Source organism: Undibacterium sp. GW821-FHT07F11, from assembly GCF_059418665.1.
The window spans coordinates 1-15302 of sequence record NZ_JBWKQH010000001.1 but is presented as its reverse complement, the minus strand read 5'-3'; the positions used below and the strand labels follow the sequence as shown (position 1 = coordinate 15302).

Genomic DNA, 15302 nt, shown 5'->3' with positions numbered 1-15302 from the left:
CAATGAAGCAATTGCATATCACCAGCAAAGTTAACCCCGAGGCAATCATTGACATAGAAGCAGACGTTAGTGCTGCTCTCAGTGAGCACCTTTCGCGAAGCAAACCATGGCTAAATATTCGACTGAGTCGCTTGATTCCTTTAACCTCCGTTATACTGTCGGTGTTGCTTTTATGTTGGAATCCCTCTAAATACGCATATTTACTTAACTTTGGTTGTATAGCGTTCTTTGTCATGTCGACATGGCAGTTCTGGCGCAACAATGCAAAGCAAGAACAAGGCAGAACTCAAAGCTTTTTGCTGAATTGGCTTTCTCAGAAAGTCGCGGGTTATATGCTAAAAATGGCAAAGAGGGCTACACCTCATTTTGCTGAATATGCCTTTTGCGACAATATACTTATTTGCCGCCACACAGGCCTTGGGCAAAAATCATTTGGCTGGACTCACTGTCTGAAAGGTATTTACCTTTATGGCGATGGCTTTACCCTCATCTTCAAGAAGCAAACGTCGATGTTTCCCTATGTGATAGTTTTGCATGAACATGATGATCAAATATTGCCGTATCTTGATGCATATTCCGGTGAAGTTGACCATCTGTGCCGGAGACGATTGACCGGATCAATAAAACTTACTGGTCTTGCCCATAGTTCCCATATTGCAAGAATATAGGTCTGTAATGACTGCATTAGATATCTTAATTGCATTCTTTATTATTGTTTTTTTGGTGAATGAGGCGTTTGCTGAGGAGCGAAGCGACGTAACAAACGCCTCATTCGCGCCAATGCAACTAGTCACAACTGTCATCTCTTCCGCCATACGCCCCGCCTCAATCCAACTTACGATGGGTGCCTAAACATCATTAAATATTGGATTAACAATGCTTTCTGCGTGCTGTTGCCTCACTTTTCCTTAAATTTCATGCCGAACGTTATTTTGAGTTTTCTCTGTTTGTAATTAACGATCCATATGTGTTTAGCTTGTTTTAAGAATTAAAAACGGATTTTCAATTTATTTCCGATTTCACCTAAACAAATTCCCGAATGTTTGGACTATTGCTTCAAGAAACGGCGCTTGTAAGAGAATTAGCGTCGTTGTGTGAATACTCATAGTCAGAACGTAAAGGATTTACATGGTAGCGATCGTCAGCGGCAACAGCACAGGCCTGAACTTAGCATCTTCGTCCAACCTCGGACAACGCGGTAATTTAGGTTCCGCCAGCCAGGGCAAAACGAATGAACAAAGCATCGTCAACATCGCCACCGGCAACCTCATCCTCCAAGACAAAGACGGCCTGCTCGCCAGTCGCGGCAATGACCTTGCGGTCGTCCGCACCTACAACAGCCAAGGCACATTCACAGACGACAACGCCGACGGCTGGTGGATCAACGGCTACCGCCGCCTCGTCAATGTTACCGGCACCCTTAACCAGGCCGGTAGCAGCATCCAGCGCATTGGTGCCGACAACTCCGTCCAGACCTACGACTTTGATGCCACCAGCAATGCATATGTTGCCCGCGCCGGTTCCGGTAAATTTGACACACTGAAGTACGATGCAGGTACCACGAGCTGGACCTGGACCGATCCTGCCAGCCAAAGCACAGAAAGCTACGCCGCCCATGGCGACACATGGCGTCTGACCTCATCAAGTGACGCCAATGGCAACAGCGCCACCTATGCCTATACAGGCGACTACCTCAGTAGCATCACCAGCCCCAATGGCGACAAAGTCGAATTCAGCTATGTCGGCACCAATCTCGCCCAAGAAAAAATCACGCTCGCCAACGGCAGCATCCAAAGCAACACCACCTACGGCTACGATGCCCAAAACCGCCTGACCCAAGTCAAGCTTGACCTGAGCCCGGCAGACAACAGCATCACCGATGGCAATATCTATGTCACCAACTACAGCTATGTCGGCAACAGCAACCTGATTAATGGCATCAGCCAGACCGATGGTACACAACTGAGCTTTACCTATATCAAACTCGAAGGCACAGACCGCATCGCCAGCATGACCGATGCACTGGGTCGTGTCACCACATTCAGCTACGATCTCGCGACCCGCAGCACCACCGTCACCGATCCTTTAGGGAATAAAAATACCTATACCTACGACGACAAACAGCGCTTTACCCAAATTACCGGTCCCGCTGTCGATGGCGTCATCCAAAAGGTTCAGTACCAATATGATGCTGCGGGCAAACTCATCCAGTCGACTGATGCCCTCGGCAACAGCACCGTCAACACCTACGATACCCATGGCAACCTGCTGAGCCAGACTGACAGCCTGGGTGACCGTGTCGAGCGTACCTATGGTGATCAGCACCAGGTACTGACATCCACGGTCTACCGTACACCTGCGGCCAATGGCCAGGCCGCCAGCCTGCCCGAAACCACCCGCACCATTTACGACACCCACCTGAACCCGCGTTTCGTCGTCAGTGCCCAGGGCAGCGTCACCGAATTCCGCTACAATAATCTGGGGCAGCGCATTGCCAGCATCGTCTACCCGGCAGCCGGCTACAATCTCACTGGCTTAAGCACCAGCCAAAGTCTGAGCCAGGCCCAACTGGAAACCTGGGCCGCCGCACAAAACCCAGCCCAGACCAGCCGCACTGACTACCAATACAATAGCCGTGGTCAACTCACCAGCATGACCAGCTATAGCGCTGTCGATGCGAACGGCAATGGTATCGTCGATGGCAAGCAATCCACCAGCAGCTATGGCTATGACGCCAGTGGCAATCTCCTGTTCAAAGTCGATGCCGACAATAACCAGACCAGCTATGCCTATGATGGTTTAGGCCGTGTCCTGTCGACCACCGACGCCCTGGGGCACAGCAGCATCAATCTCTATGATGATGCCAACCACACCATCACCCAGACCCAGGCCAATGGCCGCATCGATACCGCCGTCTATGATGCAGCAGGTCAGTTGATCTCCGTCATCGCTGGTGGCCAGGCACAAAGCACCTACCGCTATGACGCCCTCGGTCGCCTCAGCGTCAGCACCGATGCAACGGGTGTCAAGCAACTGTATATCTACGATGCCGCCGGTAATCTGCAAGGCATGGTCGATGGGGATGGTAAAGTCACCCAGTATGTCTACAATGCCCTCGGCCAGCGCATCCAGACCATACAACATAGCGTGGCGTTGAATACGGCGCAGATCGCCAAACTGATCAGCAACACCGATACGGTTGTACCAGCAACGGCACCTACTCAGCCTTCGTCACCAACAACGCCAACCACGCCAGGCACACCAACATCGACTGCGCCAACAACCCCCGCTAATCCAGCGGCACCTGCATCAGGCTCGCAGCCAGTCAGTACGCCAGACTGGAACGTCGCCACTGCCTATCTGATGGGTGACCAGGTTGCCTACAACGGCAAGGTGTACCAGGCACGTAGCAATACGCAGGGTAGCGAACCGGCCAGCAATGCTCTCTGGCTGGAAGTCGTACCTGCCAGCAGCGTTGCAGCCTGGTCAGCAAGCCAATATTACCTGGAAGGCCAGACCGTTAGCTTTGAAGGACAAGTGTATCTTGCCCGCTGGGATACTGCCTTAGGCAATGTACCGGGTGTCGACAAGGTCTGGACACAAGTACCCGCACCAGGCACGGTACGTCCGTGGATGGCAGGTGTTGAGTATGTCGTCAACCAGCTTGTTACCCACGATGGGCAGCTTTGGAAAGCCAACTGGACCACCACGCCTGGCTATGCACCCGGTGTAGAGCATGTCTGGAGTCAGGTAGTACCTGCTGGCAGCAATCCACCCTGGTCCGCTGGCCCTGAATATGTCGAAGGCCAGATCGTTATCCATGATGGACAGCGTTGGACACCACGCTGGCCTACCCATGGCGATATACCGGGTGAGACCCAGGTCTGGGCCCAGGCCCCGGAAGCTGGCACCTATGCCCCATGGGGAGCAGGCGTCACCTACATCGGTGGCGAGACCATCAGCTACAACGGCCACCTGTGGCTGGCCCAATGGTTCAACAAAGGCGAAACACCAGGTGCAGAGTCTTCCTACGTGTGGGCAGAGCAAGGCGTCGCACCTGATACCCCACCCGTGACGCCACCAGTCACACCACCAGCACCAGCCCGCGTCTTCTACGACCTGCTGCCCATGCTGACCAGTTCCGCCAATGACCTCATCAGCCGCAACTTTTATGATGCCGCTGGTCACCTGAGTAAAACAGTCAGCGCTGCTGGTGCTGTTACTGAATACCAGTACGACGGCGCAGGCAACTTGTTGGCGACAGTACAAAGAGCTACGCTCATCAACACTGCAACACTGACAGTCAATACTCGTGCCCAGGATGTTGTTGTGACCGCGCATGCCGATGACAGAAACGTGACCTACTTCTATGACCTCAACAACCAGGTCACAGGTACTGTTGATGGCGAAGGCTATCTCAGCCAATACCGCTACGACAGCGCTGGCCGCCGCGTTGAAGTCATCCGCTACGCCACTAAAGTCAACGTCGCTGTCACAAGCAGCAACTTCGCCAGCCTCATTCCGTCTGCCAATGCCGCCGACCAGCACAGCTACGCCATCTACGACAACAAAGGCCAACTGGTAGGCAATGTCGATGCCGAAGGCTATCTGACCGAAATACGTTACGACGCCAATGGCAATGCCCTCAGCAGCACACGCTACATCAACAAAGCTAAAACCCCGGTCACTGCGACATCCACTCTGGCCAGTTTGCGTCCTGCAGTCCATGCAGAAGACCAGACCAATAGCCAGACCTATGATGCCCTCAACCGTGTCATCACCAGTACCAATGCCGAAGGCACGCAAAAGCAATACCAGTACGATGTCGCCGGTAACCTCGTTAAAGTCATCGATGCTGTCGGTACAGGCGACATCCGCATCAGCAACCAGCGCTATGATTCCTTAGGCCGCGTCATCGCCACCCTCTCTGGCCTCGGCAGTTCCCTATTGACCGGTAACCAGAGTCAGTCAGAAATCGATGCCATCTGGGCCCAGTATGGCAGCAGCTATGGCTATGATACGGCTGGCCGCCGCGTCAGCATGACCGATCCGAACGGCAATAAAACCCTGTTCTACTATGACCAGAGCGGCAACCTGACGCACACCATCAATGCCCTCGGTGAAGTGCAGGAACGCAAATACAACCAGTTGAACCAACTGATCAGCACAGTCCAGTATGGTAGCCGTCTGTCCAGCCTGGCAGGCATGAATGGTGGACTGGTTGACAGCAATCTGCGCACAGCGCTTGCTGGCATTGCCAATAGTGCCCTTGATAGCCAGGCCAGCATCAGCTATAACGCTGCCGGCCAGATAGCCAGCGTGACCGACCAACTCGGTGCCGTCACCAGCTTTAGCTATGATGCCTTTGGTGAACGTATCAGCAGCACCAGCGCCATTGACGCCAATCACAGCCTGACCCAACTGGCACGTTATGATCACCGTGGCCTGCAAATTGGTTCCACTACAGACCCATTGGGTGCATCAGTCGTTGCCAGTGTCGAGTACGATGCCTTTGGCCGTGTCACCCGCACAGTCGACGGCAATGGCAATGAACGCCTGGTCAGCTATGACCGCCTGGGCCGTGCCGTTGGTGGCACTGACGCTAGCCATGTACAACGCACTATCAGTTATGACGCCATAGGCCGCATCCTGAGCCAGACCGATGGCAACGGCAATGCCGTGACCTACACCTACGACACCGTCCACCGTGGTGTCACCATCACCACGGCAGAAGGCGTCAAGGTCAGCAGCATCCATAACCGTCAGGGACAAACCAGCAGCGTCACCGATGGTAATGGTCATGTCACCAGTTACCAGTACGACACTAACGGTGCCTTGCTGAGTTCTGCCAGTGAATTGAACAGCGTCAGCAATGTCTATGACCACGCCAACCGCCTGATCGAAACCACTGACGCCAATGGCAACAAAGTCAGCTACCACTATGATGCCGCTAATCGTCTGCTGTCCCGTACAGTCGACGCCAATGGCCTGGCACTGACCACCAGCTACCAGTACGATGCCAAAGGCCAGCAAATCCGTATGACGGACGCCAATGGCATCGTCACCCTGACTAATTACGACCTCAAAGGCCAGGTCATCAGCCAGGTGGTTGATCCAACAGGTCTCAATGCCATCACCTACTACAGCTATGACCAGCGTGGCCAGGTACTGATCGTCACCAGCCCCGCAGGCAATGTCGTCCAGTACGACTACGATGCCCTGGGCCGCCGCATTGCTGAACACACTGATCCGGCAGGCCAGAACATCACCCGTAGCTATCAGTACGATGACAATAATAATGTCGTGGCGGCACGCGATGCCAATGGCAACCTGACCCGCTATGTCTACGACAGCAGTAACCGTCTGATCTACACCGTCAATGCCAGTGGCGCAGTCCAGAAAAACGCCTACGACAAGGAAGGTCGCGTCACCACCGTCATCAACTATGCCACCGCGATTTCCCTGACAGGTTTAAGCGAGACAGCAACAATCGCCGACATCGCGACCAGAGTACAGGCAGACAGCCTGCGCGATGTCCAGCAAAGCCGTGTGTATGACAAAGATGGCCATGTCCGTTTCAGCATCGATGGCACTGGCAGCGTCACCCGCTATACCTATGATGCCAATGGCAACGTCACAGAACGCATCAGCTACGCCAAAGAAATCTCGCTGGCAAGCTGGGTTCCCGGCACCACGCCAACTGTGGTGCCTGATATTGCCCATGACCAGCGCGTACAAACCGTCTACGACGCACTGAATCGTCCAGTGTACGTCGTCAGCGGCACCGGTACTGTCACCAAAACCAGCTACGACGCCAATGGCAACGTCGTTGATGTCGTCAGTTACGCCGCCTCACTGCCAGCCAATACACCAATGACGGCCAGCGCGCTGGCAACAGCCACAGCAGCTTTGGCCGATGCAGCCCATGACGCCCATGTCCACCGTACTTATGATGCCGCCAACCGTCTGAGCTGGAGTGTCGATGCCAATGGTGCCGTTACCCATCTGGTCTACGACAAGAACGGCAACCTCACCAAACAAGTCAGTTACGCCAAGACTATTGCTGCAAACGCCGCGGCAGAAACAGTGCAAGCCAGTGATGCCGACCGCGTCACCCTGATGAGCTACGACGATGCCAACCGCCTGTCTTACCAGGTCAATGCCGATGGTAGCGTCAGTCACTACATCTATGATGCCAATGGTCAACTGGCACAACGTATTGCCTATGCCAATACCATAGCCGCACCTAATGCGAACACCCAACTGAACAGCAGCGAGATTGCCAGCCAGGTGCAGGCTGACAGCACGCAAGACCGCAATGTGCGCTACACCCGTGACAGTGCAGGCCGGCTCCTGTTCACGATCGACAGCCAAGGCGCTGTAGCAGAAAACCGCTATGACGCCAATGGCAACCTGGTTGGCACGATCAGCTATGCCCACACCATCAATACGGCCAATCTGCCAGCAGTGGTGTCGTCAGCAACGGTACGCAGCTTACTGCAGTCCGATCCCCTCAACGACCATGTCCAGCGCCAGGTCTATGATGCCAGTGGTCGTGTGCAGTTCAGCATCGATGCCCTCGGTTATGTCAAGGGCTATAGTTATGATGCCCTCGGTCGCCTGGTCAGATCCACAGAATACGCCAAGGCCTTGCCAGCGGCCACGCAGAATGGATCAGCACCGCTTAATGCTGGCAATGCTGTACCGGCAACGGACGCGGCAGACCAGATACAGACCTACCAGTACAATGCCGATGGCCGCTTGATCGCCCATACCGATGCATTGAACAATACAGAACGTTTCAGTTATGACGGCCTGGGTAACCGCATCAGCTATAGCAATAAAATCGGTGCCACCTGGACGTATGACTACGATGCTGCTGGCCGCTTGTTGAGCGAAACCTCGCCTGTCGTCAGCATGGCCAGTGTCACCCTGGATGCAGGTGGCAAATTGCAGATAGGCACCACGGTCAGTGCAGCCCTCGTCAGCCGCATGAGCTACGATGCACTCGGCAACCTCACCAGTCGTACCGAAGCAGCAGGCCGCCCAGAGCAGCGCGTCACCCGCTTTGAATACGATGCACTGGGCCGCCAGACCAGGACCATTTACCAGACCACCAATGTCTATGATGGTGCTGGTGACACCCTGGCAGTCAACGGTGCCAACAGCCTGGCATTCGCATCAGAAAAGTCCGTCACCCTGGAAGCCTCAGTCACCTATGACAGCTTTGGGAATGTCACTGCCAGCCGCGATGTGGCTGGCAATTACAGCTACCGCACTTATGACAAGTTGGGCCGCGTCAGCTATGACATTGATGCCCTTGGCAACGTCACCGGCTATAGCCGCAACAGCTTTGGTAACACAACCTCAGTAACCCGCTATGCCACAGCCATCAGTGCCAGTACGCTCAGCGGCCAGGCAGGCAAGGCACCAGTCAGCAGCCAGGTCACCACGGCACTGGCTGGTGTAGACCATAGCCAGGACAGGACTACCACCAGCCGTTACGACCAACTCGGCCGTGCGGTAGAAACTACTGAACCTGCCACCTGGGTCAACGGTGGCGGGGTCAATGAAACCAGCGTACTGGCCTCCAAAGTCACCCGCTATAGCTACGATGTGTTTGGTAACCTGTCACAGACTGCCTTACTCAGCAATCCGGCAAACGACAGCTGGGCAGTGAGCCGCTATTTCTATGACAAGCAAGGCCAAAGAACCGCCAGCATCAATGCACTCGGCTACGTCAGCTTCAGGACTTACGATGCACAGGGCAATGTCAGCAGCAGCACGGAATATGCCAATGCAGGCAGCGTCAATGTAGATGGCAAACTGGTCTTCCCAATCAATAGCAGTGATGACCGTACGACACTGTTTGCCTATGACAAGGCCAACCGCCAGGTCAGCCAGACCCGCATCAACGTCGGGTTCAGTGATGGTACCAACGATATCAGCACCGGCCAGCGCAGCCGTGGCAATGTCACGACCAGCGTTGAATACGATGCCCTGGGCAATGTCATCAGCAGCACTGATGCTCAAGGTAACCGCAGCTACCGCTATTACGATGTCCTCAACCGCCTCAAAGCAGTGGCAGAGCCAGGGACTACGACAGAAGCTGGCGCCACTCTGATCACACTGACAGAATACAGCCGCGATGCTTATGGCAATGTCGTTACCAAGCGTGACTATGCCAATGCTGCAAGTTCCGTGGGCCAGTATAGTTATTCCTCGATCAGCATCAGCAACGATGACCACATCAGCCTGGCGCGTTATGATGTGCGCGGCAATGTCGTGCAAAATGCCGACGCCAATGGCATCAACCACTTTGCGTCCTACGATGCACAAAACCACCTGCGCAAGCAATGGCAAGGCGTGACCAACGCAGATGGCAGCGTACACACGCTGTTCACTGCCTATGAATACGATGCCCTGGGTCGCCGCACCGCCAGCATCACACCAGGCAGCAATGTACAACTCAGTGCCAACGGCAGCCAGCTCAATACCGTCAACCAGAACCAGGCAGCGGTAGTGCGCAATGAAGTCATCTACAACGCCTTCGATGAAGCCATCCGCGAACGCAGCAATGGCCAGGATGTAGCTACTTTCGATTATGACAATGCTGGTCACCTCTGGCGCACCAATAGCGGTGGCGTCACCCGTGTCATGCAATACGACGTACAGGGCCGTCAGACAGTTAGCTTAAGCAGCGCTGGCATCAGCACCGCCAGCCTCAACCTGGGCAATGGCGACCCGCTGGCCAACATCAGTACCGCCCACGAGGCAGACAGCGTCGCCGGTCTGCGCCGCAGCACCAGCCAGTACGATGCCCTGGGCCGTGCCGTCACCCTGACGTTGCCGACCCGCGATGGTCAAACGCCCGTCATCCGCCAAAGCTACGACCGCTGGGGCAACCTCACCAGCCGCAGTGACCTCAATGGCTACAACGGTGTCACGACCTTCCAGTACGATGCCAACAACCAGCTGATCCGCCAGATCAGCCCGGATGCGGCGGGCCAGCAAAGCGTCAACAGCGCCATTACTGAAATCTATTACGACCGCCTGGGCCGCCAGATCGCCAACCGCGATGCCAATGGCAACGTCAACCGTATGGCCTATGATGCCAGCGGTCAGTTGATCAAGGAAACCCATGCTGATGGCGGCATCGTCAGCCACGCTTACGACAACTTTGGTAAACAGGTTCAATTGACCGACGCCAATGGCAACCACATCCGCTACCAGTATGACAAACTGGGCCGTCTGATTACCTCTACCAGCGACCTGGTTGGCGTCTACAGCACCGAGACCGGCAATGTGACCGGTAAAATCCAAAGCCTCGTCAGTCGCACCAGCTACGATGAAGCAGGACGTGTTACCGCCCAGACCAATGCCAATGGCGAAACCACCAAATATGGTTACGACCTGCGTGGCAATCTCATCCTCACGACCAAACCCATGGGCCAGTATGACCAGTATGCCTATGATGCCCAGGGCAACCAGATCGCCCACCGCGATGCCATCGGCAACATCAGCACCTGGCAATATAATGTCCAGGGCCAACTGCAAAGCCACAAAGACATCGGTGGTGCCACCTACACCTACCGCTATGACAGCGCTGGCCAACTGCTGCAACAAACCAATACCCGTGGCCAGAACCTCAACTACCACTACAACGAAGCAGGGCAAGTCACCCAGATTCGTGACCTGGCTACCGACAAGACCACCCTGTACAGTTATAACCTGGCAGGTAAGCACACGAGGGAACAAACTATCCAGGCTGATATCAGCCTGCAAAACACCCGCCTGAGCTACAACGCCCAGGGCCAGGTTTCCCTCATCGAAGCATTGGATGAGGGCTATACCAGTGTGCTTGAGTACGACAAAGCCGGTAACCTCAGCCATGAAGTCAATATCCAGGTAGCACAGACAGCGGGGACAACGACACGCCAGGTCAGCATCAGTGGCAGCAGCCATACCGTCAGCCATGAAACGGTACAAACCAATGCCATTGTCCACAACAACAGCTATGCCTATGACAGCATGCAAAGGCAGACCCTGGTCGAAGGCACCAGCAGCACCGCCGACCAGAGCAGTCTGACGGCAAGTCAGGGACATCTGCTGACTTACGACAAGAATGGCAATGTTGCCAGCGACACTGCCTGGGGCAAAGAGTTGGTCGCCCAGATACCGCTGGGTACCAACGGCCAGCCAGATACCAGCCGCACCACCTATATCGTGCGGGAAGGCATGATTACCCGTTACTTCAGCTATGACGTCGCGAACCGGGTTAGCAAAGTGGCTGTCGCCAGTTATGACCAGCAGGGGAATCGTTTGCCGCAATACTTTGCGACGGTTGTGGATGAACGTATGTATGACGGTGCGGGGCGTTTGCTGCAGGAAGGGATTAACGGCAATTTAACGGAAGGCTATCTGCAGGCTTTGCAGGATATCCAGCTTGCCGCCTTTGCGGAAGCAAACACCAGAAAAGCGCATTATTACGATGCCAATGGACTGCTCACGAGAGACTTGAGCTACAACGTGCAAGGACAAAGTACACAATCAAGCCGCTACAGTAACTACGATGCGGCGGGACACTTACGTGGTTATAGCAGCAGTGACATGACTGGTAATAGCGTCAACGTCGCCCTCGACCTGATTCTGGGTGAAGGGTATTTGCAAAGTCAGATCAAGTCTACTTACACCAATGGTGACTGGTCGACGCTCAATAGCTGGGTCACCCAGCAAATCAGCTATGACGTCAATGGCCAGAAAACCCAGGTCAAGCATGAAGAGAGGTTCACGAACAACACGACAGTGACGTCTTACAAGCATCAAGTCACGGATGCGCGTGGTCAGGTCCTTATCAGTGAGCAGGCCAATACAGCGACGAGTAACCTGATCGTGAACGGCCAGGTGTTTAATAGCTGGACGGGGGCGAACCATAATAACTTTGCGGCCAATAGCGGGAATGGGACGGGTAAGACGGATGTGTGGGTGGAGCCGGCTCCGGCACCAACGGCGCAAGCTTCAGCACCAACAACATCGGCTTTGTTTGCAGCCCGCGGCATGTTTAGCATGATGGCGGTGGATGAGGCCGGTGATGAGAGTGAGGTCACTGAAGTCATCGATAGCAGTGAGGTGAATCTGGTTGCAGAAGATGATGGTGAGGACCTCAGTCCTGCGCCTATGATGATGCGGGCCATGAGTATGAGCAGCACAGAAAGCAACACTCCACTGACCGATGGTGGCCCACCGCCATTGGACAGCAATAGCGCGGCTACCACAGGTGAAGGCGAGGCACCGATGCCACCGGCTTTAATGCCACCAGTCACATCAACGATTATGGATACACTGCAGACAGCGCTGGGTTTCCGCATTGGCATGTACACCTCTGCAACGATGCAGTTACAGCAAATCATGGAAACCAATCCGTCGAATGCGGCGGTAGCAATCGCTGCGTGGCAGACCTATATTGCTGACTTGCAAAATCAAATTACCAGCATCAGGGCGCAGATTTCTGTATTGCTGGGAGAGACACCGCCAACCGATCCGGGCAATCCGACGAATCCAACTAATCCAACAAACCCGACGAATCCGACCACGCCAACAACACCGACATTGCCGCAGCCACCAGCTTTGCCTCCAGCTGTTGACTCCAACGACCTCGGCATGCTGCAAGCAGAACTGAATTACCGCGCTGGTTTGTTGGCACAGGCAACTACGCAGTTGCAGCAACTGACGGCGTCCAATCCGACGGCAGCTTCTACTCTTGTGGCTTGGACGACCTATATCGATGGTTTAAAAGCGCAGATCAATAGCATCAATGCGAAGATCGCGTCTTTGCAACCGACGACACCAACGGCGCCACCTGCACCGGCGGGGACGCTTGCTGCGGCAACCGTGGCTAGTGTTTCGCTTAAAGCAAATGTGGAAGCGAAAAATGCGGCCAATGCGAATGTGACGGGGAATGCGGTGTATGCGGTGAACAATTACCAGAATGCGGTGAGCCTGGGGACTGCGGATGCGGCGCAGGACAGGACGGATGCCATGTTAGCGGAGAGAAACCGTAATTTTGTTAATCCGACGTTGGGTGGGACGGATGTGAGCAATGTGACCGGGGCAAGCGACGTATTGGATGCGATTGCCCAAACGAATGTGCTTACTACCTTGACAAAGGATAATGTACTTGACGGATTCAATGACCCGGCTTTGAAAGACATACGCATCAAGATTGGTAATTCATCAAAGGATGTTGATGGTACGAACATGTTCCACCAGGAGTGGAGGGATGAATATACGGAAGGTGGGGGAGGCAGTCGAGACTTGTATATTGGTGGAATTATTGCAGGTGGTGATCCGGCGGAAATTCAACAGTTAATTGATAGTGGCGTTGTTACGCGAGAAGAAGCTGGTCTCATAATGAGCAATATTAATGCTGGCAAATTAGGTGGTGATAGTGATAGTGGCGGTGATGATACTGACAGTGAGGGTGGTAGTGGCAATGGATTGTTGATACAAAACTCGGATATCGATACAGTTGATGTCGGAGATATTGGTAGTTTGCTCAATGGGATTGATATTCAGGTTGATGGAAGTAGTTTGAGTACGATCAATAATGGATTGGATCAAATTCAAAATGTTTCCAGCACTGGCAGCAATACAGGAGGAAATGTCGTTATTGTTGATACAACCATTCAAAGGTGGGAGCACACTGGAACAAAAGCAGATGTGCAAGCCGCGAAAAATGAGGTGCAAACCACCCAGGGTAATACAAGTACGATTAACACTAATCTCAATAATGCAGCTCAAACGGTGACAGTTCCAATTGACAATCCATCGGGAGATTTTTATGGAACCGTGGAAACTGCAAACACCTCTAACATGACGCACCAAGACCAAATGTCAAAGGTGGGGGATGTCGGTATCGGATTTGGTGAAGGCCTAGTCAACGGCACAACTAAATTCGTAGCAAGCGTTGCAATAACTACTTCTGAAGGCGCACAGATGCAAGCGCTGATTGATGCTGGTTATGATCCATTGCAAGCATATGATATTGCGAGAAGTACTACAAAAAATTGGACAAACGGTGAGGTGTTCCATCCTGCGAATGATGCGCAAAAATTAGGTAATGTTGGCGGTGAGATTTTTAGTCCATTTGCATACAGTGGTGGAATTAAGATTGTTACTAGGATTGTTGAGACAGGTGCGGAAATATTGGCAGTTGTAAGAACTGTTTCCAACACAGTGATTAAAGCTGAAGAAGTGATTGGTGCTGCAAATGGAGCAGGAAAGCCAAATTTAATTAATCCTGCAGGTCGTATGGATAATTGTACGGCTTGTGTTTCTGCAAACGTTTTAAATAAATTGGAAAAGAATGGCGTAGAAGATTTAGTTACGGCACAACAAATTGAATTAAAAGTTGCAAACGCGGGAAGAGATGCAGCCCTTTCGGAAAGTCAATCTGTAAGTTATATTGAGAGGGCGACGAACACCACTGCAGTGAAAACACCTATTGCCGCTGAAGGTGCACCTGTAGGTAATTACGCAGTATATGCTCAAACAGAAAACGGAGGCCATGTTCTCTATGGGCAAGTACTGCCAAATGGGAAATTTTATTTTTATGATCCACAGATTGGTGGAGGTGCGATGACATTAGAAGAAGCACGACAAAAGTATAATTTAACTCGAACTTATTTTTTGAAACCAAATTCATGATTCGTCAATGCGACATATGCGGTAGCCAGATAGAGACTGGCGTTGGTACTTGCAAGAATTGCGGAATGACTTATTCTGCCGAAGATACCGACGACCTGACAGTATATAACCAGCCTCAATGGGGGGTTATATCAATTAATTTATCGGAATTTCCGGTTAACGAGCGTGAAGATATTTTTCTTCAGGCGAAAGATATCTGGGCCAATCTTGAAAGTGAGACAAGTCAAAAATTGTTTGCAGGTCAATTTCATGAAGCATCCCCTCTAAATCCAGAATTGAAACTGTATGGTCCTTATTCTTCATTTGTTAAGTTAAAAAATGAGATTGTTGGTACATCTGGAAATGCAAACTGGCTAGTTTTTTTTAATTTAACGTTAAAGGAAATTTATGAAGTTCGTGATGGAATGAAAGGGAAAAGCTGAGGGAGAGGGGGCGTCATTACGATGGTGGCCGGGACTGAGGCGAAGTCAAGTGTGTTGTTTGCACTGAAAATTGACCCCGTCGTATGACCGGGAGGCCGCCTTCGCCAGGAAGTGGAAGGTGGATCAAACTGACAGGGTCACCCATTAGCCGCCCATTGTCAACGGTTCGAATTT

Annotated in this window: 3 protein-coding genes; all 3 read left to right on the top strand. The window is 53.0% G+C overall.

What is annotated here, in order from left to right:
• Nucleotides 1–2: 2 nt before the first annotated feature.
• The 3 genes from AC07OI_RS00015 (at nucleotide 3) to AC07OI_RS00005 (ending at nucleotide 15128) form a co-directional block, all read left to right on the top strand.
• Entirely contained in the window at nucleotides 3–668 is a 666-nt protein-coding gene (locus AC07OI_RS00015) for a hypothetical protein (RefSeq protein WP_495255860.1), read from the top strand.
• 460 nt (nucleotides 669–1128) lie between these two features.
• Nucleotides 1129–14706, top strand: a complete 13578-nt coding sequence (locus tag AC07OI_RS00010) for a carbohydrate-binding protein (protein WP_495255859.1) — start codon at nucleotides 1129–1131, stop codon at nucleotides 14704–14706.
• A 65-nt stretch (nucleotides 14707–14771) separates the two neighbouring features.
• Nucleotides 14772–15128 (top strand): hypothetical protein, encoded by a 357-nt coding sequence (locus tag AC07OI_RS00005; RefSeq protein WP_495255858.1) that lies wholly within the window; start codon nucleotides 14772–14774, stop codon nucleotides 15126–15128.
• The last annotated feature ends 174 nt before the right edge of the window (nucleotides 15129–15302 follow it).

Bases quoted from the DNA above. Each gene is read 5' to 3' on its own strand.
- AC07OI_RS00005 (WP_495255858.1), top strand. From the start codon at position 14,772: ATGACTTATTCTGCCGAAGATACCGACGACCTGACAGTATATAACCAG.
- AC07OI_RS00015 (WP_495255860.1), top strand. From the start codon at position 3: ATGAAGCAATTGCATATCACCAGCAAAGTTAACCCCGAGGCAATCATT.
- AC07OI_RS00010 (WP_495255859.1), top strand. From the start codon at position 1,129: ATGGTAGCGATCGTCAGCGGCAACAGCACAGGCCTGAACTTAGCATCT.